The sequence below is a fragment of the Pseudazoarcus sp. NS36 genome (assembly GCF_059703705.1).
The window spans coordinates 374,996-398,932 of the sequence record NZ_BAAKJA010000002.1 but is presented as its reverse complement, the minus strand read 5'-3'; the positions used below and the strand labels follow the sequence as shown (position 1 = coordinate 398,932).

At 66.4% G+C, this 23,937-nt stretch carries 24 protein-coding genes and 1 pseudogene; 14 read left to right on the top strand and 11 right to left on the bottom strand.

Annotated features, from left to right (window positions below; translation table 11 throughout):
• Positions 1-64: 64 nt before the first annotated feature.
• Positions 65-421, bottom strand: a pseudogene (locus AC6H0R_RS05050) (endonuclease domain-containing protein); the annotation flags it as partial.
• A 161-nt stretch (positions 422-582) separates the two neighbouring features.
• On the opposite strand from AC6H0R_RS05050, the gene cobA reads away from it, so the two are divergent.
• Entirely contained in the window at positions 583-1,434 is an 852-nt protein-coding gene (cobA, locus tag AC6H0R_RS05045) for a uroporphyrinogen-III C-methyltransferase (protein ID WP_497580241.1), read from the top strand.
• A gap of 17 nt (positions 1,435-1,451) precedes the next feature.
• On the opposite strand, the gene AC6H0R_RS05040 is transcribed toward cobA, so the two are convergent.
• Positions 1,452-1,721 (bottom strand): ComEA family DNA-binding protein, encoded by a 270-nt coding sequence (locus AC6H0R_RS05040; protein WP_497580240.1) that lies wholly within the window; start codon positions 1,719-1,721, stop codon positions 1,452-1,454.
• Between the two features lie 386 nt (positions 1,722-2,107).
• On the opposite strand from AC6H0R_RS05040, the gene AC6H0R_RS05035 reads away from it, so the two are divergent.
• Positions 2,108-3,244, top strand: coding sequence for a M48 family metallopeptidase (locus AC6H0R_RS05035; RefSeq protein WP_497580239.1), 1,137 nt, complete (start codon positions 2,108-2,110; stop codon positions 3,242-3,244).
• On the opposite strand, the gene AC6H0R_RS05030 is transcribed toward AC6H0R_RS05035, so the two are convergent.
• The 3 genes from AC6H0R_RS05030 to AC6H0R_RS05020 form a co-directional block, all read right to left on the bottom strand.
• Positions 3,233-4,114: a cobalamin-binding protein gene (locus tag AC6H0R_RS05030; RefSeq protein WP_497580238.1), complete on the bottom strand. Its 882-nt coding sequence runs from the start codon at positions 4,112-4,114 to the stop codon at positions 3,233-3,235. The two genes, AC6H0R_RS05035 and AC6H0R_RS05030, sit on opposite strands and share 12 nt — an antisense overlap.
• The gene (gene dinB / locus AC6H0R_RS05025) at positions 4,114-5,271 is read right to left on the bottom strand and encodes a DNA polymerase IV (RefSeq protein WP_497580237.1); all 1,158 of its coding nucleotides are present in this window, start codon (positions 5,269-5,271) and stop codon (positions 4,114-4,116) included. Before dinB ends, AC6H0R_RS05030 begins: the two co-directional genes overlap by 1 nt.
• An 82-nt stretch (positions 5,272-5,353) precedes the next feature.
• Positions 5,354-6,946 (bottom strand): sensor domain-containing diguanylate cyclase, encoded by a 1,593-nt coding sequence (locus AC6H0R_RS05020; protein WP_497580236.1) that lies wholly within the window; start codon positions 6,944-6,946, stop codon positions 5,354-5,356.
• Positions 6,947-7,094: 148 nt separating this feature from the next.
• Between AC6H0R_RS05020 and AC6H0R_RS05015 the strand changes: the two genes are divergently transcribed.
• Genes AC6H0R_RS05015 through AC6H0R_RS04990 form a run of 6 tightly spaced genes read left to right on the top strand, consistent with a single transcriptional unit; the run spans position 7,095 to position 12,906 of the window.
• Positions 7,095-7,499 carry an FKBP-type peptidyl-prolyl cis-trans isomerase gene (locus AC6H0R_RS05015; RefSeq protein WP_497580235.1) on the top strand — a complete coding sequence of 135 codons (405 nt, stop codon included), beginning with the start codon at positions 7,095-7,097 and terminating at the stop codon, positions 7,497-7,499.
• Positions 7,500-7,529: 30 nt separating this feature from the next.
• Entirely contained in the window at positions 7,530-8,195 is a 666-nt protein-coding gene (locus tag AC6H0R_RS05010) for an alpha/beta hydrolase (protein ID WP_497580234.1), read from the top strand.
• Positions 8,192-9,337: a methyltransferase gene (locus AC6H0R_RS05005; protein WP_497580233.1), complete on the top strand. Its 1,146-nt coding sequence runs from the start codon at positions 8,192-8,194 to the stop codon at positions 9,335-9,337. Before AC6H0R_RS05010 ends, AC6H0R_RS05005 begins: the two co-directional genes overlap by 4 nt.
• Before the next feature lie 45 nt (positions 9,338-9,382).
• On the top strand, positions 9,383-11,221 hold the full coding sequence (locus AC6H0R_RS05000) for an EAL domain-containing protein (RefSeq protein WP_497580232.1): 1,839 nt from the start codon (positions 9,383-9,385) through the stop codon (positions 11,219-11,221).
• A gap of 53 nt (positions 11,222-11,274) precedes the next feature.
• Positions 11,275-11,598 (top strand): rhodanese-like domain-containing protein, encoded by a 324-nt coding sequence (locus AC6H0R_RS04995; protein ID WP_497580231.1) that lies wholly within the window; start codon positions 11,275-11,277, stop codon positions 11,596-11,598.
• Between the two features lie 12 nt (positions 11,599-11,610).
• On the top strand, positions 11,611-12,906 hold the full coding sequence (locus AC6H0R_RS04990) for a TolC family outer membrane protein (RefSeq protein ID WP_497580230.1): 1,296 nt from the start codon (positions 11,611-11,613) through the stop codon (positions 12,904-12,906).
• A 100-nt stretch (positions 12,907-13,006) separates the two neighbouring features.
• Here AC6H0R_RS04990 and waaA read toward each other — a convergent pair whose 3' ends face one another.
• A complete protein-coding gene (gene waaA / locus AC6H0R_RS04985) occupies positions 13,007-14,278 on the bottom strand; it encodes a lipid IV(A) 3-deoxy-D-manno-octulosonic acid transferase (RefSeq protein WP_497580229.1) in 1,272 nt (423 codons plus the stop codon).
• 87 nt (positions 14,279-14,365) lie between these two features.
• Between waaA and AC6H0R_RS04980 the strand changes: the two genes are divergently transcribed.
• Positions 14,366-15,373, top strand: coding sequence for an NAD-dependent epimerase (locus AC6H0R_RS04980; RefSeq protein WP_497580228.1), 1,008 nt, complete (start codon positions 14,366-14,368; stop codon positions 15,371-15,373).
• Positions 15,373-16,170 carry a symmetrical bis(5'-nucleosyl)-tetraphosphatase gene (locus AC6H0R_RS04975; protein ID WP_497580227.1) on the top strand — a complete coding sequence of 266 codons (798 nt, stop codon included), beginning with the start codon at positions 15,373-15,375 and terminating at the stop codon, positions 16,168-16,170. Before AC6H0R_RS04980 ends, AC6H0R_RS04975 begins: the two co-directional genes overlap by 1 nt.
• A gap of 10 nt (positions 16,171-16,180) precedes the next feature.
• Here AC6H0R_RS04975 and AC6H0R_RS04970 read toward each other — a convergent pair whose 3' ends face one another.
• Positions 16,181-17,005 (bottom strand): lysophospholipid acyltransferase family protein, encoded by an 825-nt coding sequence (locus AC6H0R_RS04970; protein WP_497580226.1) that lies wholly within the window; start codon positions 17,003-17,005, stop codon positions 16,181-16,183.
• Positions 16,906-17,664, bottom strand: a complete 759-nt coding sequence (locus AC6H0R_RS04965) for a GNAT family N-acetyltransferase (protein WP_497580283.1) — start codon at positions 17,662-17,664, stop codon at positions 16,906-16,908. The genes AC6H0R_RS04970 and AC6H0R_RS04965 overlap by 100 nt, the downstream gene beginning before the upstream one ends.
• A gap of 142 nt (positions 17,665-17,806) precedes the next feature.
• Between AC6H0R_RS04965 and AC6H0R_RS04960 the strand changes: the two genes are divergently transcribed.
• From AC6H0R_RS04960 to AC6H0R_RS04945, 4 genes are all read left to right on the top strand, one after another.
• The gene (locus AC6H0R_RS04960) at positions 17,807-18,745 is read left to right on the top strand and encodes a carbohydrate kinase family protein (RefSeq protein WP_497580225.1); all 939 of its coding nucleotides are present in this window, start codon (positions 17,807-17,809) and stop codon (positions 18,743-18,745) included.
• Positions 18,742-19,209, top strand: coding sequence for an outer membrane lipoprotein (locus AC6H0R_RS04955; RefSeq protein ID WP_497580224.1), 468 nt, complete (start codon positions 18,742-18,744; stop codon positions 19,207-19,209). The genes AC6H0R_RS04960 and AC6H0R_RS04955 overlap by 4 nt, the downstream gene beginning before the upstream one ends.
• Positions 19,210-19,430: 221 nt before the next feature.
• On the top strand, positions 19,431-19,982 hold the full coding sequence (locus tag AC6H0R_RS04950) for a hypothetical protein (RefSeq protein WP_497580223.1): 552 nt from the start codon (positions 19,431-19,433) through the stop codon (positions 19,980-19,982).
• Positions 19,983-20,167: 185 nt separating this feature from the next.
• Positions 20,168-20,494, top strand: coding sequence for a hypothetical protein (locus AC6H0R_RS04945; RefSeq protein WP_497580222.1), 327 nt, complete (start codon positions 20,168-20,170; stop codon positions 20,492-20,494).
• 15 nt (positions 20,495-20,509) lie between these two features.
• Here AC6H0R_RS04945 and AC6H0R_RS04940 read toward each other — a convergent pair whose 3' ends face one another.
• From AC6H0R_RS04940 to accC, 3 genes are read right to left on the bottom strand one after another with little or no spacing between them, the layout of a single operon-like run.
• On the bottom strand, positions 20,510-21,661 hold the full coding sequence (locus tag AC6H0R_RS04940; protein ID WP_497580221.1) for a zinc-ribbon and DUF3426 domain-containing protein: 1,152 nt from the start codon (positions 21,659-21,661) through the stop codon (positions 20,510-20,512).
• Positions 21,658-22,554, bottom strand: coding sequence for a 50S ribosomal protein L11 methyltransferase (gene prmA, locus AC6H0R_RS04935; protein ID WP_497580220.1), 897 nt, complete (start codon positions 22,552-22,554; stop codon positions 21,658-21,660). Before prmA ends, AC6H0R_RS04940 begins: the two co-directional genes overlap by 4 nt.
• A 17-nt stretch (positions 22,555-22,571) precedes the next feature.
• Positions 22,572-23,933 (bottom strand): acetyl-CoA carboxylase biotin carboxylase subunit, encoded by a 1,362-nt coding sequence (gene accC / locus AC6H0R_RS04930; protein ID WP_497580219.1) that lies wholly within the window; start codon positions 23,931-23,933, stop codon positions 22,572-22,574.
• Between the last annotated feature and the right edge of the window lie 4 nt (positions 23,934-23,937).

The following is a 23,937-nucleotide window of genomic DNA, read 5'->3' as shown; positions in this document are numbered from 1 at the left end:
AACAATTTGGGCAGACGAATAAGGTCACCGCCTTCGAGGATGCAGCGAGGCTGCTCCTCCCCCTTCAAGGGGGAGGCTGGGAGGGGGATGGGTCATAGCCGCGCCGAGAAGAGCTCGCCTCCAGCGCCCTCCATATCTTCTCCAACACCGCCTCCATTTCCGTCAGCACCTCGTTGTTCCAGAATCGCAACACGCGAAACCCCGCCTGCTCCACGGCTCGCGTACGCGCAGCATCCCGAGCCGCCGCGTCGAAATGCTGAGACCCATCCACCTCAACGACCAGCCGCCGCTCCAGACAGACAAAATCGAGCACGTATTTCCCGAACGGATGTTGCCGACGAAACCTCACGCCGAGCTGCCCGCCGCGGAGCCGGCGCCACAAAGCCTGCTCCGCTTCGGTCATGGCCCGGCGCAGTCGCCTTGCGTGAGTGCGCCCCTTGGGACTTGTCCGTGCATGCCGAGTCGCTCCCGTCCTATGCTGTCAGTGTGGCGTGCCACTTCGTGCGTTCGCGGACGGCATCAAGCTTGAATTGATCTGCCGTTTGCGGGATGCTCCCGCGCCTGTTCATTCCGGAGTCATTCATGTCGTTTCCCGTCATCCGCAACGCTCGTCCCGGCCCGCAGCCGGGCTGCGTCTATCTGGTCGGTGCCGGGCCGGGCGATCCTGAACTGTTGACGCTGCGTGGCGCCACGCTGGTCGCGGGGGCGGACGTGGTGGTGTACGACAACCTCGTCAGCCCGCGCATTCTCGAGCTGGCGCCAGAGTCGGCCGAGCGGGTGTATGTCGGCAAGAAGGCGGCTGACCATGTATTGCCGCAGGACGACATCAATGCGTTGCTGGTGCGCTATGCCCGCGAGGGGCGGCGCGTGGTGCGGCTCAAGGGGGGCGACCCGTTCATCTTCGGGCGTGGCGGCGAGGAGATGGAGGTGCTGGTCGAAGCCGGCATCACCGTCGAAGTCATACCCGGCGTGACGGCCGCGGCCGGCGTGGCGGCCTATGCCGGCATTCCGCTGACGCATCGCGAGCATGCGCAGTCGGTGGTTTTCGCCACGGGTTTCCTGAAGGATGGCGCGCTCGATCTGGACTGGCCGATGCTGGCGCGACCCGGTCAGACGCTGGTGGTCTACATGGCGATTTCGCGTCTCGCCGATATCTGCAACAAGCTGATCGAGCATGGTCTGCCAGCAAGTACGCCGGCCGGCGTCATCGAGCGGGGCACCACGGACGCGCAACGCGTATGTGTGGCAACTCTGGCCGATCTGCCGCAGCGGGTGCTCGAAGCCGGTATTCGTCCGCCGGCGCTGACGGTGGTGGGCGGGGTCGTGGGTTTGTACCCGAAGCTCGCCTGGTTCCAGCCGGAACCTGCGACGGCCAGAACGGATGTGCCGCACGCCGGCTGTGCCGGCGTGCATCGAGCGGCGGACCAGGACTGACCCGCCGCTCGACTGCGTTATTTCTTGACGGTCTGTCCGACGCTGAGCTGATCGCGCAGTTGTTCGACCGACTTCTCCCCGATGCCGGGGACGTTCACAAGATCGTCGACCGATTTGAACGGCCCCTTTTCGCTGCGGTATTTGACGATGGCAGCGGCCTTGGCCGGGCCGATGCCCTTGACCTGTTCCAGTGCGACGGCGTCGGCGGTGTTGATATCCACGGCTGCGAGCGCCCATAGCGGCGACAGCAGCAGTGCGAAGGCCAGAATTCCGAACAGCTTTTTCATGTGATCGCTCCTTTGTTTGCCGGATGGCATAGGAGTGATAAATGCAATTCAAATAAATGACAAAGAAATTATTTTCCTGGCGTGATGTTTTTCATGCTGATTGAATTTCTTATTCTGTTTCGAGCTTTACGGCAGCTCTGGGAGATTCCATGGGCATGGTTTAGGGGGCGAGGGTTTTTTCGTTCCCGGCCCGGTGCATTGGCTCAGGCGTCGGACTCCAGCTTCGTGCCGTGAGGTGTCGCGTGTGGAGACGGCTGAGTACGCTGTGCAACAGAGTCCGGCCGTCCATCTGCCAGTGTGAAATAATCCCGCCCAATCGGGATGTATACGCACCCTCCGAAAGGATGGGCCTATATTCCGCCCGACATCTCGCCGGGGGGCTTGCCTTGGACGGATACACCCAGTTGAACCAGCGCGCGAGGCTCGCGCAGCGTCTCACCTTGCGGGCGGCTTTGGGCTTGGGCGTTGCGTTGATGGTCTTTGCACTTGCGGCAGGTGCGGCATGCTTCGCGCTGTGGCTGGGGCAGAGTCAGGCCTTTTCTGGGCAGTGGGTTTCGGCGCTGTCGTGGATCGCGCTCAGTGGGCTGGGTGCCTGGGTTGCGCTGCGTCTGGGGGGCTGCCTGTTTGCCTCCAATCCGCCGCCGGTCGGCGTGATGCTGTCGCGTGAGCTGGCACCCTCTCTGTATGCCCTGGTCGAGCGGGTGGGCAGTGACTTCGGTGGTGTGCGCGTCGACATCATCTGGATCACCGGCGACATCAATGCGGCTGTGTTGCAGCGTCCGCGTCACGGTCTGTATGGCCGCATGGAAACGCACCTTCTGATCGGCCTGCCACTGGCGCACAGCGTTTCCGAGCGTCAGCTTGGCGCAATCCTCGCGCATGAATTCGGTCACCTGGCCTGCCAGCGTCGTGCGCTTGCAGCCTGGGCATGCCATCTGCGCGCATGGTGGTTTCGCGCAGTCGACAACTGCATCGAGCGTATTCCCTGTGTCGGAGCGCTGATTGACCGCCTGACGCTCGACGACGTGCTGCAGGCGCAGGCGCTGTCGCGTATCGAGGAGTTCGAAGCGGATCGAGTGGCGGCCGACACCGTCGGTGCGCCCTTGCTCGCACAGACCCTGCTCGAAGTGGCCGCGCGCGAGCGCTTTCTGCGTTGTGACTACTGGGTCAAGGTCATGGCGCAATGCGCTGAGTTGCCGCGCCCGTCCGTGCGGCCGTATCGCGACATGGGGCTGGGCATGGTGGCGGGCTTTCTGCCGTCGGATCAGCGTGGTGGCTGTCTGGGTGAGGATTGCGGCGCGGAAGATGGTCTGCACCCGAGCCTGGTGGAACGTCTGGCTGCACTGCGTGAAATGCCTGCGCTCGAAACGCTGGTCGAGGATTCGGTGGCCGAGCGCCATCTCGGGCCGATGCTGCCGCGACTTGCGTGGGAGCTCGATCGTGCCTGGTGGTCCGTTACCCGTGGCGAGTGGCGCCAGATCTACCGCCGTTCGCGCGTGCGTCGGGCGCGCTCAGTCGCCTGATTGCTGCTGTCGCGCCCGGTCGAGCGCGGCGCAGATCGCTTCCACCCCATCGAGAAAGCGCGGCGTTGGCCGCTGCACGATGTCGGGCGCAATGGCGACGAGCTGCTCCTGGCGCACCGCCGCCAGTTGCGGCCAGCGCCGCCAGTCCTGCAGCCAGCTTGGGCTGTCTGCGTTGGAACCACTGGCGATGATTACTTCCGGGTCGGCCAGCAATACGCTCTCGACGCCTACCGCAGGCGCCAGCGTAGTCAGTCCCTCAAACACGTTCTGCCCGCCGCACAGCGACACCGCCTGCGAGATCAGGTGCTCGCCGTTGACCGTCATCAGCGGTTGGTGCCAGATTTGATAGAACACGCGCAGTCGGGGGCCGCTGTGCTCCCGCGCTTTCAGCGCCGCAATGCGTTCGCGCAGTTGAGCGGCGCGGCGGGTGGCTGACGGGCTGGCCGTAATGTGGCCGAAGGTCTCGATGCTCTCGGCAATGTCGTCGATACGACGGATCTCGTTCAGGTACAGCGGGATGCCGAGACGTTCGAGGTTCTGCAGTTGCGGCATGCGGTTGCCGCTGGCCCAGCCGATGACCAGGTCCGGCTTGAGCGCGAGGATGGCTTCCAGATCGAGGCTGGAATGGCGGCCGATGCGCGGCAGTTGGCGCGCTTCGAGCGGGAAGTCGCTGAATTCGTCTGCGCCGACGATGCGGTCTCCCGCCCCTGCGGCGAACAGCAGCTCGGTGATGTGCGGCGCGATGCTGACGATGCGCCGGGCCGGCCCGTCCAGCCGCAGTTCGCGGCCGGTGTCGTCGGTGAGGTGGATCGTTTGCGCCACGGCCGGCAGCGCCATCAGGCAGGCGAACAGCAGGGGCAGCGCACGCATCAAGCCGGCACTCCCAGCGGGAGTTCGGCCTGCGCAGTCTGTGGCGGTGTGTCGTCGGGCGTTTGCAGCGAGCTCACGCGCACACCGAGCAGGCGCAGGCGCTTGTCCAGCGGCACGCGTTTGAGGCACTCGCCGGCCGCACGACGGATTGCGGCCGCGTCAGCCACCGCCGCCGGCAAGGTGTGGTCGCGCGTGACGGTGGTGAAGTCGGCGTAGCGCAGCTTGATGCCGATGGTGCGCCCGGTGACATTCTTGCGCGACAGATCGCCCGCAACGCGCTCGCACAGCGCGGTGAAGATGCCCGACAGGGTTTCGCGGTCGTGCCGCGGGTGCAGGTCGCGCTCGAAGGTGGTCTCGCGGCTGATCGACTTCGGCTCGGAGGACGTAACCACCGGGCGCTCGTCGCGCCCGTGGGTGGCCTCGATCAGCCACTCGGCGTAGCTGCGGCCGAAGTGCTGGCGCAACAGCGCCGGGTCGGCGCGGGCGATGTCGCCGACCGTCTCCAGCCCCAGTGCGGACAGTTTCTCGGCACTCTTGGGGCCGATGCCGTTGATCTTGCGTGCAGCCAGCGGCCAGATGCGTGTTTCCAGATCTGCCATGCTCAGCAAGGTCAGCCCGTCGGGCTTGTCGAGCTCGGATCCGATCTTGGCGAGCAGCTTGTTGGGCGCCACGGCAATCGAACACGACAGCCCGGTGGCGTCGCGCACCGCCTGTTTGATGCGTTGTGCGAGCGGCAGTGTGGCTTCGTCCAGGTCGCTCAGATCGATGTAGATCTCGTCGATGCCGCGGTTCTCGATGCACGGCGCAATGGCGGCCACCGCCTCCTTGAACAGGCGCGAGCAGTGGCGATAGGCGTCGAAGTCGGCCGGCAGCAGCACGGCGTCCGGGGCGAGCCGGGCGGCCTTCATCATGCCCATGGCCGAGAACACGCCCAGCGCGCGCGCTTCGTAGGTCGAGGTGGTTACCACGCCGCGCCCGACGTAATCGGCCAGGCGCGTGAAGCGCCGCGTCCCGTCGGCAAGCGTTTCCGGTGCGTCGGCGCGGCGTCCGCCGACCACCACCGGGTGCCCGCGCAGTTCGGGATAGCGCAGCAGCTCGACCGACGCATAGAAGGCGTCCATGTCGAGGTGGGCGATGCGACGGGGCGTGGGGCTCATGTGCTGCGGGGCGCGACTGGCGGCGGGTGTGACGATGTGGATGGAGGCGAGGATACGCCGAAACCCGCCCCCGGTGCCTGCTTCAGAGGTCCGGCTCGGAGGGGTAGGTGACGACGCGATTGCGGCCACTTTCCTTGGCCGAGTACAGCGCCTGATCTGCGCACCGGATGAGGGTTTCGGCCGTGGTGATGTTGTCGCCGGGCGGCAGTTCGGCAAGACCGATGCTGACCGTCAGTCGCCCGTCCGGGCTGCCCGCGTGCGGCTGCTCCAGCCCGGCAATGGCAGCACGCAGGCGTTCGGCAACCAGTAGCGCGCCAGCGGCGGGCGTGTTCGGCAGCAGTACCGCGAATTCCTCACCGCCGTATCGCGCGGCGAAGTCCCCGCCCCGGTGGGTGGCGATATGGCTGATCACGGCGCTGACGGCGCGCAGGCAATCGTCGCCGGCCAGATGGCCGTAGAGATCGTTGTAGGGTTTGAAGTGATCGACATCGATCAGCAGCAGCGACAGGGCCACATGCTCGCGCCGCGTCCGGCTCAGTTCCGCGGCCAGCCGGTCGTCGAAAGCACGCCGGGTGCCCAGCCCGGTGAGGCCGTCTTCGGCAGCCAGCCGCTGCAGCGAGAGGTTGGCCGTATGCAGGGCATCGCGCGCGCCGCGCAAGGCATCTTCGGCACGCAGACGTTGCGCCACCATGCGCAGGGCGAACAGGCCCAATACGGCCAGCACGATGGACAGCAGCGCCACGCCGAGTGATCGGGCCCGTGCATCCTTGCTCCAGTCGGCCAGCACCTCGTCGCGCGACTGGGTGACGACCACGGCGAGCGGATAGCGCTCGAGGTGTCGGAACGCCACCAGGTGTTGCTGCCCGTCGGCCAGCGGCGCGCGCAGTACGCCGCGGCCGCGCAGGAGTATCTCGTCACGATAGAGTGGGTCGTCGCCGAGCAGCGTGCCCATGACGTCTTCCGCAAACGGGTGGCGGGCCAGCAGCGTGCCGTTGGACTGCAGCAGGGTGATGGTGCCGGCGTTGCCGATGTTGTAGCCGCTGTAATACTCGTTGAAATGGCTCATTGCCATGGTCGCCAGCACGACGCCGCCGAAGTTGCCATCGAGCTTGTCGACGCGGCGCGACACCGTGATGATCCAGTCGCCGGTCGAGCGGCTGCGGATCGGCGGGCCGACATACACGTGGTCATCCGGGTTGTCGCGGTGGTGGATGAAGTAGTTGCGGTCGGAGTTGTTGAACTGGGTCAGCAGCACCGGCTGGGAGTTCACCACCCAGCGCCCGGCTTCGTCATAGACGAACAGGCCGTGCAGCTGCGGCATTTCGCGTACGGCGCTCATCAGCAGCGGATGCAGGCGTGCCGCGTGCGCTTCATCCATGCCTTCGACCTGCAGCCGTTCGACCATTTGATCCAGGTAGGTGTCGGCTTCCTTGATCTTGTCTTCGGCGTGTTGCGCCAGCGAGCGCGTGAAGTTGGTCAGTACCGTTTCGGCCTGGGTCAGGCGCAGCTCGCGCGACTCGTGCGAGTGGCGGGCGTCGAGCGCGACCAGGGATACGCACAGCACCAGGATCAGCGCGCCGGCCAGCAGCATGGCCGCCCGCCGCGCACGCTGGCTGCGCGGGGCGGTGGCGTCAAGGCGTTCGACGGATTCGGGTGTGTTGGAGAGCTCGGACATTGCAAATGCAGCTTAACTTCAATCGCCGAAATGCCGTCGGGCTTTGTATGAGCAGATATGACTTCCGTCAAGGCAGCGGGCACATGTCGTTGCACGCACTTGAGCAAGCAGGGATGATGGCGACCCGAACCGCTGCGGAGTTGCACCGATGATCCGATCGTTTTTTGCTCTGTCCGTATTCGCCCTGTTGTGTGTCGCGCCGCTGGCCCAGGCCGAGCCGGTCGTGACCGCCAGCGGCCTGGTCTATGAAGAACTGCGGGCCGGCGAGGGCGTCAGCCCCGGTCCGCGTGACCGGGTGCGCGTGCACTATCGCGGCACGCTCGCCGACGGGCGTGAATTCGACAGCTCGTATGCGCGTGGCCAGTCCATCGATTTCGGGCTCAACCAGGTCATTGCCTGCTGGACCGAGGGCCTGCAGCGCATGCAGGTTGGCGGCAAGGCCCGGCTGATCTGCCCGCCGGCCATCGCTTACGGCAGTCGCGGAGCGGGGCGCGTGATTCCGCCCAATGCCAAGTTGATGTTCGAAGTCGAGCTGCTCGACGTGCTGCGCTGATTTTCCTGATACCGAACCGAGGTTTTTCCCATGTCTCTTGACGCCATCGAACACGAAACCGGCAGCAACCCGCAGGCCAGCATCATCGTCATGCACGGCCTGGGTGCCGACGGCAATGACTTCGTCCCGATCTGCGACCAGCTCGACCTCAAGTCGGTCGGGTCGGTGCGCTACGTCTTTCCGCACGCGCCGGTACGCCCGGTCACCATCAACGGCGGCCACCGCATGCGCGCGTGGTTCGACATCCTCAGCTTCGAGCGCGGCAAGAACGAGGACGAACCCGGTCTGCGCGAGTCGCAGGCCGAGGTGGCTGCGCTGATCGATGCCGAGATTGCGCGCGGCGTACCGGCCGAGCGCATCGTGCTGATGGGTTTCTCGCAGGGCTGCGCAATGACGCTGATGGCCGGCCTGCGCTACCCGCAGCGTCTGGCGGGTCTGGTTGGCCTGTCCGGTTATCTGCCGCTGCCCGATACGCTGGCGGCCGAGCGTGCGCCCGCCAACGCCGATGTGCCGATCTTCCTCGCGCACGGCACGGCCGATCCGGTCATCCCCTTCGCACGTGCCGAATTTTCGCGCGACGTGTTGACCGGCCTGGACTATCCGGTGGAATGGCGTCCGTACAGCATGGTGCACACCGTCACGCCGCAGGAGCTGCTGCATATCCACGCCTTCCTGCTCAAAGTGCTGGCTCGATGAATGACGCGACGCCGCGCATCGCGTGGCGTGACGCGGCCGGGCAGGACCACTCCGCGCGCTGGCTGAGCGAGAGCGCTGCCAAGCCGCCCGCGCGCGTGCAGCTGGCCGACGACACCCTGCCGGCCGACACGGCTTACAGGCTGGTGTGCGAAGGCACGGCGCTGCTGTGGGCGGGCGATTATCACAACGCCCGTCAGCTGCTGCAGGCCATGGGCCGGCGCTTCGACCGCAGCCGTGCGAAACGCAAGGCGCCCGTCGACCCGACCGAAGCCTTCAACCTCTATCGCCTGACCCAGGCCCAGCGCGCTCGTACGCTCGGCTTGTTGCTGATTCCGGTCGAGCCGGGCTGGCGGGTGCCACTGGGTCGTGCGCCGGATGTTGCGGCGGCCTGCAGCGAGGCCTGGGGCGAGCTTGCCGAGCCCGCGGCGCTGTCGCTGCGTGAGTTGCAGGGTGCGCTGGGTGCCTATCAATGGCAGCTCAATGGTGTCGAGGTGCCCGCGCTGGGCGAGCGCATTCATGCGCGCTACGGCGTGTTCTCCCCGGTGCGTGGCGAATACGTGGATCTGGTTGCGCAGGCGCCGCTGCCGGCGGGTGCGCGGCGGGCCTTCGATCTCGGCACCGGCACCGGCGTACTGGCAGCGGTGCTGGCGCGGCGTGGCGTGGAGCAGGTGGTGGCCACTGACAATTCGCCGCGGGCGCTGCGTTGTGCGCAGGACAACCTTGCGCGGCTGGGCCTGGCGGAACGCGTCGACGTGCTCGACGCCGATCTCTATCCGACCGGTCGCGCCGATCTGGTGGTGTGCAACCCGCCGTGGCTGCCGGCCAAGGCCGGCTCGTCGCTCGACCGCGCGGTGTATGACCCCGACGGCGCGATGCTGAAGGGCTTTCTGGCCGGTCTGGCTGAACATCTGGAAGCGGGTGGCGAGGGCTGGCTGATCCTGTCGGACCTGGCGGAGCGGCTCGGGCTGCGGGCGCCGGGCGAACTCGAAGCGGCTTTTGCCGCGGCCGGTTTGCGGGTGCTCGGGCGGCTCGACGCGCAACCGCGCCACGGCCGCGCGTCCGACCCGGACGACCCGCTGCACGCCGCGCGCAAGGACGAGCTCACGACGCTGTGGCGCCTGGCGGCCGTCACGTCGCTGTAACCCGGCAGACGAATAATGCGATCCCATTCCGACGGAGATGCCAGCATGGGTCGCATGCACGCAGATGATGTCCTGCCGGCCAGCCCCGGCCGGCGCGGCCGTTCCTTGCTGCAGCGTTCGCCGCTGGCGGCGCTGATCGACGAGGAGCGGCTGCGCTTCGTGTTCCAGCCGATTGCCGATCTGGCGGGCGGTTCCGTGTTTGGCTACGAGGCCCTGATGCGCGGGCCTGCCGGCACGCCGCTGGAGTCGCCGGAAGTCATGCTGCGCTGCGCCGCAGAGGAAGGGCGTCTGCTGGAGCTGGAAGTCGCGGCGGCGCTCGGCGCGATCACGGCTTTTGGCCGGCTCGGCCTGCCTGGCAAGCTCTTCATCAATCTCGGCGCACCTGCCATCGAAGCCTTTGCCGCCGATCGCGGTGCGCTGCTGTTCCGTGCTGCAGTGGATGCCGGGGTGGCGCCGGCGCGCCTGATGATCGAGCTGACCGAGCACGAGCGCGTAGAGCACCCGGAACGCCTGCGCGAGGCGCTGACGGTATTTGCGGCGCAGGACATCGGCCTTGCGCTGGACGACTTCGGCGACGGGCGCTCCAGCCTGCGCCTGTGGTCGCAGCTCAAGCCGGCCATCGTCAAGCTCGACAAGTTCTTCGCGCGCGAGGTGCATCGCGACCCGCGCAAGGTCGACGTGGTGCGCGCCATGCTGACGCTGGCCGAGCGCTTCGGTACGCTGCTGGTGGCCGAGGGCATCGAGACGCCGTCCGAGCTGACGGTGCTGCGCGATCTGGGCTGCCGCTTTGCGCAGGGCTACCTGCTCGGGCGCCCGCTGCCCGTGCCGGCTTTGGTGCTGCCGGAAGAGGTCGGTTCGCTGCTGGCTTCGTCGAAGATTGCGGTGTTGCCCAACGCCATGCCGGATCCGCACCCCGATCACACGGTGTCGCGCCTGATCGTCGCCGCGCCGACGGTGGCGTCCGACGCCTGCAACGAAGACGTGCGCCGCGTCTTCGCGAAGTGGCCGGACCTGCATGCGGTGGCCGTGGTGGAGCGCGATTACCCGGTCGGCTTGATCGACCGTCGCACCTTCCTCGACCGTTACGCCCAACCCTATTTCAACGAGCTGTATGGTCGCCGCGCCTGCACCGGCCTGATGAACGCCCAGCCGCTGCGCGTGGATCGCGCGGTGAACATCGACTCGATGGTGCGCATGCTGGCGGGTGACGACCAGCGCTACCTGTTCGAAGGCTTCATCGTCACCGACGGTGGCCGCTATGCCGGGCTGGCCACTGGCGAGAGCCTGGTGCGTGCCGTGACCGAGCGGCGCATCGAGGCCGCGCGGCACGCCAACCCGCTGACGCTGCTGCCCGGCAACATCCCGATCACTGAGCACATCCGCCGCCTGCTCGAAGCCGGAGCGAGCTTCACCGCCTGCTATTTCGATCTGAACAACTTCAAGCCGTACAACGACCTCTACGGCTACTGGCGCGGCGACGAGATGATCAAGCTGGCAGCCCAGAACATTCTCGATGCCTGCGATCAGGGCCAGGATTTCGTCGGCCATGTCGGTGGTGACGATTTTGTCGTGCTGTTCCAGAGCGAGGACTGGGAGTTGCGCTGCCGCCGCGCCGTGCACGAATTCTCCGGCCGTGCCCGTGCGCTGTTCGATGACGCAGATCTGGCGCGCAACGGTTTCGAGAGTGAGGACCGCCGCGGTTTCCGTGCCTTCTTTCCGCTCACCGCGCTGTCGGTCGGTGCGGTCGAGGTCACGCGCGGCCAGTTTCGCTCCCCCGAGGACGTGGCTTCCGCCGCGGCCGCCGCCAAGAAAGTCGCCAAGGGTTCTCCCGGCGGCTTCCATCTGCAGCTTCCTGTTTCCGCACAACCCGGCAGCGTTCGCTGATTCCGGCGGGCGGGCGCTACAATCGCGCCTGGCCCCGCACAAACCGGAATCCCATGCAGAACCTCGCTCCCGCCGATCTCGCCCGCCGCCTGACCCAGTCTGAAACACCCGCGCCGCTGCTGCTCGACGTACGCGAGCCGTGGGAGTTCGCCACCTGCCACATTGCCGGCTCGCAGCCGATGCCGATGTCTAGCGTGCCGGCCCGCGTCGAAGAGCTCGATCCCGAGGCCGAGATCGTCGTCATCTGCCATCACGGCATGCGCAGTGCGCAGGTCTGCATGTTCCTCGAACGCCAGGGCTTTTCGCGTGTCTTCAATCTCGCCGGGGGCGTGGCTGCGTGGGCAGCCGACGTTGATCCGGCCATGCCCCAGTACTGACCGGAGTTCTTGATGAAGCGAACGCTGATTGTCTGCATCGCCAGCCTTTTCCCGCTAGCCGCCTCGGCCGCCGACCTGCTCGGTACCTACCAGCAGGCGCTGGCCAACGATGCCCAGTTTGCCGCCGCCCGGGCCGAACTGCTGGCCGGGCAGGAGCGTGTGGTGCAGGGGCGCGCGGGGCTGTTGCCCGACATCGCGCTGACGGCCAATGCCGCGCGCAACGTGGTCGACCCCTCCGGCGGGCCGTCCGACAGTTTCAGCAGCAACTCCTGGCGTGTGCAGCTCACGCAGCCGCTGTTCCGCATGCAGAACTTCATCGCGGCCAAACAGGGCGCATTGCAGACCGATCTGGCCAACGTGCGCTTCGGTCAGGCCCGGCAGGATCTGATCCTGCGCGTGGCGCAAGACTATTTCGGCGTGCTCAACGCTCTCGACGCACTCGATGCGGTCACGCAACTGCGCACCGCGGCTGAGGAACAACTCGAAATTGCCAAGACCAGCTTCGAGGTCGGCACCGTCACCATCACCGACGTGTACGAGGCGCAGTCGCGCTTCGATCTGGCGCAGGCGCAGGTGATTGCCGCCGAGGCCGCGCTTGACGTGGCGCGTGACACGCTGGCACGCACTGTCGGTGGTGAGCCGGGTGAGCTCGCCCGGCTGCGTTCCGGGGTGTCCTTTGCCGCGCCCGAGCCGGCCGACCCGATGAGCTGGGCGGGCGCCGCATCGGACGCCAGCCTGGAGGTGCAGGTGCAATTGCTGTTGCAGGAGATCGCCTCCCGCGAGGTGGCTCGCGCCCGCGCCGGGCATCTGCCCACACTCGATCTGGTGGCCAGCCACGGTGTCGGCACGCGCCAGAACAACGGCCTGTCGCCGCGCACCGAGAGCACCACCATCGGCCTGCAGTTCAACATGCCGCTGTATGCCGGCGGTCGCATCTCGTCGGTGTCGCGTGAGACGGCGGCGCTGAAGGTGCGTGCCGACGCGGATCTGGAGTTCGCCCGCCGAGGTTCGGCGCTGGCTGCGCGTGAAGCCTATCTCGGCGTGTCGAGCGGGCTGGCGCGTATCCGCGCGCTGGAAGCGGCCGAGGTTTCGTCGCTGTCCGCACTGGAGGCCAATCGCCTCGGGTACGAAGTGGGTGTGCGCATCAACATCGACGTGCTGAACTCACTGACCCAATTGGCCCAGACGCGTCAGGACTTGGCCCAGGCGCGCTACGACACGCTGATTGCGCAGCTGCGGCTGAAGGCTGCGTCCGGCATGCTGGCTGAAACCGATCTGGAAACCATCAACGCGCTGCTCGCGCGTTGAATTCAGTGGCGTAGGGCGCAATAAGCGCAGCGCATTGCGCCGCATGGAGTGTTCGCGAGGCGTGCGTTGCCGGAGCTTGGCGAATACGGCGAAATGCCTTTCAGTTATTGCGCCCTACGATCCGCACCTCGATCAGCCGCAGGGTGTGTTCCGTCGCCCCGCGATGGGCGGCGGTGAAGGCCCGTCCGGCCTGTGACGAGCGTTCGCGGGCCGTCGGGTCTGCGATGAGGGTCAGCGCGGCCTGCATGCCGGCTGCCACATCGGCCGCACGTAGCGCTGCGCCGCATTCCACCGCCTGTTCGGCCACCTGCAGGAAGTTGTAGGTGTGCGGGCCGACCAGCGCGGGGGTGCCCACCGCGCTGGCCTCGATCAGGTTCTGTCCGCCGAAGGGCAGCCAGCTGCCGCCGATCAGCGCGGCATCGGCCGCCGCGTAGTACGCAAACATCTCGCCCATTGAATCGCCCAGCCATACGCGCGTATCGGCCGTGATGATCTCGTCACGGCTGCGGCGCGCCAGCTTCAGGCCGCGCGCTTCGACCAGCGCGGCCACTTCGTCAAAGCGCTGCGGGTGACGCGGCACGATGACCAGCAGCGTGTCGGCCGGCGCCTGCCGGGTGAAGGCGTCGAGGATCAGCGCTTCCTCGCCATCGCGCGTGCTGGCGGCGAGCACGGCAGGGCGGTCATTGAATCCCGCCCGGAAGGCCTCGCCCAGGGCGAGTTGTGTGGCCGGCGGGGCGATGTCGAACTTCACGTTGCCGGTGATTTCCACGGCCTGTGCGCCGATGCGGCGCAGACGTTCGGCGTCACCCGCGGTTTGCGCGCCGATGGCATCCAGTGCGCCGACCGTGAGCGCGGCCAGCGTTGGCCAGCGTGCATAGCGTCGCGCAGAGCGCTCGGACAGGCGCGCATTCGCAAGCAGCACCGGCACGCCAGCGCTGCGCGCTGCGAGCAGGGTGTTGGGCCACAGCTCGGTTTCCATGACGATGCCGATGTGCGGTCTGAAATGCGCGAAGAAGCGCTTTGCCAGCATCGGCAGGTCGTAGGGCAGCCACACGATGCGCACGCCGTCGTCACTGCCGAACAGCGCCTGCGCGGTTTCGCGACCGGTCGGCGTCATCTGCGTCAGCACCACGGTGTGGTCGGGCCAGCGTGCGCGCAGCGCACGCACCAGCGGTTCGGCTGCGCGCGTTTCGCCGACGGATACGGCATGCAGCCAGATCGCGCGCTGCGGCGCGGGGCTGTCGAAGCACGCAAAACGCTGACCGATGTCCTGCACATAGCCCGGTTGCCGGCGTGCGCGCCACAGCAGGCGCAGCAGCACGAAGGGCAAGGCGAGAAGCCACAGCAGGGAGTAGGCGAGGCGGGCGGGCATGCAGGGCGGGTGATTGGCGACGGGCGCCCAGTATAGCGAACGGGCCATGCGATAATCGGCCACACCTTATTCATGGATTCATCGCGCATGAAAGTTCTCGTCACCGGCGCCGCCGGCTTCATCGGCATGCATGTGAGCCTGGTCTTGCTTGCGCGGGGCGATGAGGTGGTCGGTCTCGACAATCTCAACGATTACTACGACCCCACGCTGAAAGAAGCGCGGCTGGCTCGCCTCACGCCACACGCAGCTTTCCGTTTCGTGCGCATGGACGTGGCGGACCGCGACGGCATGGCACGCTTGTTTGCTGACGAGCGTTTCGACCGCGTGGTGCATCTGGCCGCCCAGGCTGGCGTGCGCTATTCGCTGGAGAACCCGCACGCCTACGTCGACAGCAACCTTGTCGGTTTCATGAACATCCTCGAAGGTTGCCGCCACGGCGGTGTGCAGCATCTGGTGTATGCCAGCAGCTCCAGCGTGTATGGCGGTAACGAGAAGATGCCGTTCTCCGAGCACGACAGCGTGGATCACCCGGTGAGTATTTACGCCGCCACCAAGAAGGCCAACGAGCTGATGGCCCACACCTACAGCCATCTCTACGGTCTGCCCACCACCGGCCTGCGCTTTTTCACGGTGTATGGCCCGTGGGGCCGGCCCGACATGGCGCTGTTCCTGTTCGCATCAGCCATGCTCGAAGGGCGGCCCATCGACGTCTTCAACCATGGCCGCATGCGGCGCGACTTCACCTACATCGACGACATCGTCGAAGGCGTGGTGCGCACGCTTGATCGCGTGCCGCAGTCCGATCCGGACTACGACGCGGTAGCCGCCGACCCCGCCCGTTCGCGTGCCCCGTATCGAGTGTTCAACATCGGCAACAACGACCCGGTGCCGCTGATGGATTTCATTTCCGCCATCGAGGCCTCGCTGGGTCTTGAGGCGCAGAAGAACTTCCTGCCGCTGCAGGCCGGCGACGTGCCGGCCACTGCTGCCGACACCGCCGAACTGGCCGAGTGGGTGGGCTTTGCGCCGGCCACACCGGTGCGGGACGGCGTGGCGCGCTTTGTTTCCTGGTACCGCGACTACTACGGGCGCTGATGGCTACTTACGCAATCGGAGACATCCAGGGCTGCTACACGCCGTTCTCGCGCCTGCTCGAACGCATCCGCTTCGACCCGTCGGCGGACCGGCTGTGGATTGCCGGCGATCTGGTCAACCGCGGCCCGCATTCGGCCGAGGTCATGCGTGTGGTGCGTGGGTTGGGCAATGCGGCCATCACCGTGCTCGGCAACCATGATCTCTACCTCTTGATGGTGGCCGCCAAGGCCGCGCCGCGGACGCGCGACGACACGCTCGACAACGTGCTCAAGGCCGTTGACCGCGATGAGCTGCTTGACTGGCTGGCGCGGCGGCCGATGGTGCATGTGGAGGGCGATCACCTGCTGGTGCATGCCGGTCTGGTGCCGCAATGGAGCGCCCGTCAGGCGTTGCAACTGGGCGGTGAGGTCGAGGCTGCGTTGCGTGGCACAGACGCGAAGGATTTCCTCAAGCACCTGTTTGGCGACAAGCCCGCCAAGTGGAGCTCCGATCTGAAAGGCTGGGACCGCCTGCGTTTCATCGTCAACACCATGACCCGCATGCGCTTCTGCTCGCCCGAGGGGCGTCTTGCGCTCGATGGCAAGGGGCCGCCGTCCAAGGGGCCGTCCGGCAGCGTGCCGTGGTTCCGCGCAGACAAACCGGCCTGGAAGACGCACACCGTGGTGTGTGGCCATTGGTCAGCGCTGGGCTTTCACCGCGAGCCTGGGTTGATCGCGCTGGACTCGGGTTGCGTGTGGGGCGGCAAGCTCACCGCCGTGCGGCTGGAAGACGGGCAGGTGTTTCAGGAAGACGGCTGAGCCGGCTGCCTCAGGCGGCCGTGACGCGCTCCGCAATGCGCGCTTGCAGCGCGTTGGCGAGCGGGCGACGGTCCAGCTCCGGCGCGTGGGTTTCGGCCGGCATCACCTCCACCTCGGCCACGATGGCCGGTTCCGACACGATGTTGCTGATGCATTCGATCAGCGACATCTCTCCGTAGTAGGCCGCAGCGAGCGTGAACTCACCCTGCGCGTTGCGGTAGCGCAGCGCCAGCGGCTGGATCGGGCTGCTGGTGTCGAGCGCCGGTTGCAGCAGCGCGGCGTGGAAGTGCAGCACGTGGCTGCCGTCGGTGGTCGTGCCTTCGGGAAAGAGCGCCACCGTCGAGCCGGCCTGCAGCGCACGGCCGATCTCGCCGCCGATGATGCGGGCGTGACCGCGGCTGCCGCGCTGCAGGAACACCGTTTCGTTCTTGGCCGCGAGCCAGCCGATGGCCGGCCACTTGCGCACCTCGGCCTTGGAGATGAAGGCCGCCGGTGCCACCGCGTTGATCACGAAGATGTCGATCCACGACACGTGGTTGGCCACCAGCATGGTGCCCGGCGCAATTGCCGCGCCGCCGGTGCGCAATTCGATACCGAGAATGTTCAGAAGCCGCAGCGACCAGCGCTGGCGCAGCTTGCGCCGCGTGGCCAGACTCACGAACGGAAAGACGGTGATGACGGTGGCGAGCCCGGCGAACAGGTGCAGCGTGAGGCGCGTCTTGCGCCAGAAGCGCTTCAGTCCGGACGGCCGGTGTAGTGACGGGCGTAGCGGTCCTGCAACCGGTTCATCGGCAGCAGGATCGGCAGGTCGGCGGTGTTGAAGTCCGGATCCCATGCAGGGTCCCCACAAATCCACGCTCCGGCGCGCAGGTAACCCTTGATCAGCGGCGGGGTGTGCGTTTCGAGATCGCCGCGCAGTCGTTCCAGCGGCAGCGGGTGGCGCGGGAAGACGTGATACTCCAGCGGCGCCAGGTGCTCATTTTTGAGCTGATTGTACAGGCTGGCCGCATTGTGCCCGCCGTCGGCCATGCTCACCGAGGCGCAGCCCATCAGGTACTCGTACTTGTTCTCCAGCATGTAGCGCGCCAGCCCCGACCATAGCAGCGTGATCACCGCGCCGCTGCGGTATTCCGGGTCGATGCACGAGCGGCCGATCTCGACGATGCGCTCGCGCAGGTGCTGCAGGCGGGTGATGTCGAACTCGTTCTCGGAGTAGTAACCGCCCACCTTGCGCGCCGCCGACGGCGACAGGATGCGGTAGGTGCCGACGATGCGGCCGAGGTTCTCGTCGCGCACGATCAGGTGCTCGCAGAACGGGTCATACACGTCGCGATCCACGCCCGGCGTGCGGCTGGAGAGGCGTGCGCCCATCTCGTCGTGGAACACCCGGTAGCGCAGCTTCTGCGCTTCGAGCACTTCGGTCTCGCAGTTGGCCAGGGTCACGTGAAGGCTGCGAGGTTCGCGCAGGAAGGCACGGCGGTCGGTCTGCAACATCGTCATCGTCTTTGTCCTCGTCTGTTTTGCGGCCATTGTGGGAAGGCCGCGTTGCAGTCGAATGACGAGAGAGTTACGCCGCGGTTACGCCGGGGCGCGAGCCGGGACGCCTATAATCAGCGTTTTCGCAAGGAGCGGGACGATGACGATTCTGGTGTGCGGTTCGATGGCCTACGACACGATCATGGTGTTCCATGATCGTTTCAGGAATCACATCCTGCCGGACAAGATCCACGTCCTGAACGTCGCCTTTCTGGTGCCCGACATGCGCCGCGAGTTCGGCGGCTGCGCCGGCAACATTGCCTACAACCTCAAGCTGCTCGGCGCCGACGCCCGCATCATGGCCACCGTCGGGGACGACGCCGCGCCGTACATCAGCCGCCTCGACACGCTCGGCCTGTCGCGCGCCAACCTGCGCCAGGTGCCCGGCACCTTCACCGCCCAGGCCTTCATCACCACTGATCTGGACGACAACCAGATCACCGCCTTCCACCCCGGTGCGATGAGCTTTGCGCACGAGAACGCCGTCACCGACGCCCCCGGCGTGAAGCTCGGCATCGTCGCCCCGGACGGCCGCGACGGCATGGTGCAGCACGCCGAACAGTTCGCCGCCGCCGGCATCCCCTTCATCTTCGATCCGGGTCAGGGGCTGCCGATGTTCAATGGTGAGGAATTGTTGCGCTTCCTGAACCTCGCCACCTGGTGTGCCGTCAACGACTACGAGGGGCAGATGCTGTGCGAGCGCACCGGTCTGTCGCTGGAAGAGGTCGCCACGCGGGTGGAAGCGCTGGTCGTCACGCGCGGTGCCGAAGGCTCGCACATCTACACCGGCGGCGAGCGCATCGACATCCCCTGCGTGGCCGCGGCGTCCATCGAAGACCCCACCGGCTGCGGCGACGCCTACCGCGCCGGCCTGCTGTACGGTCTTGCCAACAATCTCGGCTGGGAGCGCACCGGCCGGCTGGCCTCGGTCATGGGGGCCGTCAAGATTGCCCGGCGCGGCGGGCAGAACCACTGCCCGTCGCGCGACGACATCGCGCGCATCTATCGTGAAGCGTTTGAAGAGGAACTGTGGTCATGAACATCAGCAAACAGTATTCCGGCTGGATCGTCATCGCCCTTGCCGCGTTGCTGCTCGGCGGTTGCGCCTCCGGCCTGGGCGGCGGCACCTATGAGCGCGGCGAAGCCCGTCGCGCCATGGACATCGAAATGGGCACCATCGAATCCGTGCGCGCCGTGCGTCTCGAAGGCACCAAGACCCCCGTCGGCACCATCGCCGGCGGCGCCATAGGCGGTATTGCCGGCAGCAGCGTAGGCGGCGGCAGCGGCCGCAGCATCGCCATGGTGCTCGGCGCCGTCGCCGGCGGCCTCGCCGGCTCCGCAGTCGAAGAAGGCGTCACCCGCAGCAATGGCGTGGAAGTCACCGTCCAGCTCGATAGCGGCCGCCTGATCGCCGTCGTGCAGGAAGACCAAGGTGAGAACTTCGCACCGGGGCAGAGGGTGAGGTTGGTGAAAGATGGGCGGACAACGCGCGTAACGCGCTGAGCTAGACAAGGCGGCCTTCGGGCCGCTTCTGTTTTGTGTGTGGTGTTTCTGTGTGATATCCGTTTATGCTGAAGACGTAGTTGTTATGTTCGGGAGCCATGGGAAGAACGGCGGTTTGGTAGTGGTGCTTTTGCTTTTGTTCTGTCGTTGATTCTGTGGGTTTGTGGGCCTGATGTCAGACAGTTTGCGGCCTAAGCCAAAGTTAGAGGAGGCGGGTAGGTATGGATGCGTCAGGAGTCGAACTTGGTGACGCGGAGCTCCGCGACATTGAGTTAAAAAATTTCTTTCAGGCCGTGGGTGAAGAGGGTGACGCGACGATGCTGATTCTCAGAGGGCACCTGTTTACTGAGAATCTTCTTGAGCGACTAATTCGGCTCTCCCTTCCTCGCGGCGATAAGGTCATCGAGGCGGCCTCTCTGTCTTATGCTCAAAAGTTGGTATTGGTTGAGGCGGTTCAGCACCTTGCTGATTCCGTTGCCTCAAGTCTGCGTGGCCTCAACAAAATAAGAAACCAGTGCGCACATGAACTTGGTAGAGCGATCGCTGACGCCGATGTTGTACGCATCGGTAGCCCTCTCGGGAAAAATTTCACAGAGCTTCATAGGGCGGCTAAGTACGACCCGGTTGAAACTCTAAAGAGCGTTATCAGCTACCTTGCTGGCTACATGACCAGCGCCTGTCATCTGTTGGAAGAAAAGGCGGTTGGCTCGAAAGAGGAGGGGGCTGACGGCACTAGTACAACCACTGCCTATGCATTCCAACGCAGCGTCTAGCCCGCGTAGGGCGCAATAACCGAAGGGCATTGCGCCGCATGAAAGGTCCAATCGTCGCGAAGGTCGCTACAGTGATCCGTGCCTGCATGCTGGCGCTTCTGTGTTTGGCAAGCACCATCGCCGCCTCGCAGCAAGCCGCTGTCCGCTCCTTCAGCGTCGACATGCCACACGGTGGATGCCGGCTGATGGTTCATCAGAATCGTCCTGCGACCATCAGCTACGGTGCTCTGCCGCGCTTGGTGCGCGTGTCGGACGGGGTGTTTGAGTTCGAGCGCTTGCGTGAAGCCTTGATGGTCAGGGCGTTTCCGCAGAGCGAACGTAACGGCAGGCCCGAGGGGCTGCCGATGGGGAGTCTCTGGTTGTCCGACGGGGGTGAGCTGTTGCTGATCGATGACGCGGACTTTGTGCGTGCGCTGCTGGAGCGTGGCTGGGCGGCAAGGCAGCGCCCGGTGAGTGCAGCCGAAGTCGAGGCGCATGGCTGGATTTCGAGTCTGTGTGAGCTGAATCCCTAGCCTTGGGTGTTGCGCTCAGGGATAGAACGCCACCACCCTGAACCCCGTAACCCCTTTCAGCTCACGCGCCGCGAATGGCAGTGTGAATTCCACGCGTGCGCCGGCCGCAATTCCGTCCTCCTGCACGAAACCCTTGGGCAGCCACTCCGCCGGCGTGAGGGCGCGGCGCATCAGCGGTTGGTCGGCGGTGTCGGTGAGGGTGAGTTCGATGTGCGGCACTTGTTGCGGGTGAGCGGCGCGGTTGTGCACGACGGCTTGCAGCTCGTAGTAGGGGCTGCCGGGGGCGTTGAATTCGAGGTTGGAGCGCACGATGGCCAGGTCGCCGATGACGCGCGGCAGCGGCAGGGTGCAGCCGAGGCGGGCGCAGGCTTCGAGGTAGAGCGGGCGCAGTTGCGGGAATTCGCGGGTGATGGGTTCGCGCCAGATGTAGCTGGCCTGTGCGGCAAGGCTGCCCAGCAGGGTGCCGATGCAGAGCGCCCACAGCCAGCGGTGGCGCACGGGTTTGGCGGGCGGGGCGTAGACCTTGGTGCGCCAGTGGTCGACGTCGTCCTCGATGGCCTGGGCGCGCGCTTCGACCGAGGCGGGGGCGGGCGGCGGCAGGCCGTCGTCGGAATCGTCCAGTGCGGGCTCGATGCGGGTTTCGGTGCTGTGCCAGGGGTGACCCATGGCTTCGAGCGTGGTGGCGCGCTCTTCGACCGGCTTCCATTTGAGTTCGGTGCGCGGGTCGATGTCGATCCAGGTGTCCGGCTCGTCCACGTACGGCAGCTCCGGGAGCTGGAAGTCGAGGTCCGGGAGCTCGGACAGCGGGGCGGGTTCTGGCTCACGTTCAGCTTGCGCGGCGGGTGCTGCAGGCGCAGGCGCCGCTGCTTGCGCAGGGGGCGCAGGGGGCGGCGCTGCGGGTGCCGTCGGCGGTGTGACGGGAGAAGGCGGGCGGGCCGGTGTGGGGGTGGCCGCCGGTGTGTGAGCGGATACCCGGCGCGGCTGGATGACCGGCGGAATCTGCGAGGGCGGTTCCGGGGCAGCAAGCGGCTCGTCGGGAATGCGATGCGCCAGCGCGTCGAAGGGGCGGTAGCAGTGGCCGCAGCGCACGCGACCGTTGCGCAGCGCAAGCTGCTCGGGGCTGACCCGGAACGCGGTCGAGCAGGCCGGGCAGCGTGTGATGGTCATGGTGCGGGCGGTTTGTGGCCTTGCAGCCGTGCCCAGCCTTCGTGGGTGGCGCCGACTTCGAGTGCGAGGAAGGGGGCGTAGGCGGCGATAACGTCGTCGGCCTGCTCACTCAGCACGCCGGACAGCGCAATGCGCCCGCCGGGCGCGACACGGGCGGCCAGCAGCGGTGCGAGCACCTTGAGCGGGTTGGTCAGGATGTTGGCTACGACGATGTCGAACTGCTCACCCAGCGGCTGGCCGGAGTGTTGCAGGCGCATTGCCACATGGTTGCGCTGGGCGTTGTCGCGGGCGGCCTCGACGGCTTTCTCGTCGATGTCGATGCCGAGCACGTCACCGGCGCCAAGGCGCACCGCGGCGATGCCGAGAATGCCGGAGCCGCAACCATAGTCGAGCACCGTCGCACCCGGCGTGACGGCCTCGCACAGCCACTCCAGGCACAGCCGGGTGGTGGGGTGCGAGCCGGTGCCGAAGGCCATGCCGGGGTCGAGCTCAATGTTGATCGCGTTGTTGTCAGGCGCGTCGTGCCACGACGGCACGATCCACATGCGGTCGGTGATGCGGATGGGGTCGAACTGGCTCTGCGTGAGCTGCACCCAGTTCTGCTCCGCCACTTCCTCGCAGGTGAAGGGCGGCACCGCAGCGAGGCCCGCGGCGGTGGCGGCCTCGACCAGTGCGCGTTCCAGCGGGGTGGTGGTGTCGAACAGGGCGACGACGCGGCTGTGATCCCACAGCGCGGTGGGCAGGTGCCCCGGTTCGCCGAACTGGGGGGTTTCCGCGTCGGTGCCGGCGTCGGCGTCCTCGATGGACACCGACAGGGCGCCGGCCTCCATCAATGTTTCGGACAGGGTTTCGGCCTGATTCGCCTCAGCCTGCAGCGTGACCGAAATCCACATCCGTGCCTCCGTGGCGTTCAGCCGTGCTTCAGATCGCCGCGTTCAGCGAGACGATGTTCGAGGTAATGGATGCTGGTGCCGCCTTCGACGAAGCGGTTGTCGAACATCAGCTCCTGGTGCAGCGGCACGTTGGTCTTGATGCCTTCGACCACCATCTCGGACAGTGCGATGCGCATGCGGCGGATGGCCTGCTCGCGCGTGTCGCCGTAGCTGATGAGCTTGCCGATCATCGAGTCGTAATGCGGCGGGATGGTGTAGCCGCTGTACACGTGAGAATCCACACGGATGCCGGGGCCGCCCGGCATGTGCCAGTTGGTGACCTTACCGGGGCTGGGCGTGAACTTGAACGGGTCTTCGGCGTTGATGCGGCATTCCACGGCGTGACCACGGAACTCGATATCGTTCTGGCCGAACCACAGCTTCTCGCCGGCAGCGACGCGGATCTGCGCCTGCACGATGTCGATGCCGGTGATCATCTCGGTCACCGGATGTTCGACCTGCACGCGGGTGTTCATCTCGATGAAGTAGAACTCACCGTTTTCGTAAAGGAATTCGAAGGTGCCGGCGCCGCGGTAGCCGATGCGGCGGCAGGCTTCGGCGCAGCGCTCGCCGACCTTGGCGATCAGCTCACGCGGGATGCCGGGGGCCGGCGCTTCTTCGATGACCTTCTGGTGGCGGCGCTGCATGGAGCAGTCGCGCTCGCCCAGATGCACGGCGTTGCCGTGCTGGTCGGCCAGCACCTGGAACTCGACGTGACGCGGGTTCTCGAGGAACTTCTCCATGTACACGGTCGGGTTGCCAAAGGCTGAGCCGGCTTCGGTCTGCGTCATGGTGACGGCGCTGAGCAGTGCGGCTTCGGTATGCACCACGCGCATGCCGCGCCCGCCACCGCCGCCGGCCGCCTTAATGATGACCGGGTAGCCGACATCGCGCCCGATGCGGATGATCTCGGCCGGGTCGTCCGGCAGCGCGCCGTCGGAGCCGGGTACGCAGGGTACGGCAGCGATCTTCATGGCGTCTTTGGCGGAAACCTTGTCGCCCATCAGACGGATGGTTTCGGCGCGCGGGCCGATGAAGGTGAAGCCGGACTGTTCCACTCGTTCGGCAAAGTCGGCGTTTTCCGACAGGAAGCCGTAACCGGGGTGGATGGCTTCGGCGTCGGTCACTTCGGCCGCAGCGATGATGCTCGGAATGTGCAGGTAGCTCTGGCCGGACGGCGCCGGGCCGATGCAAACGGATTCGTCGGCGAGCTTGACGTACTTGGCCTCGGTGTCGGCCTCGGAATGCACGGCGACGGTGCGGATGTCGAGCTCGCGGCAGGCGCGCAGCACGCGGAGGGCAATTTCCCCCCGGTTGGCGATCAGGATCTTTTCAAACATGCGC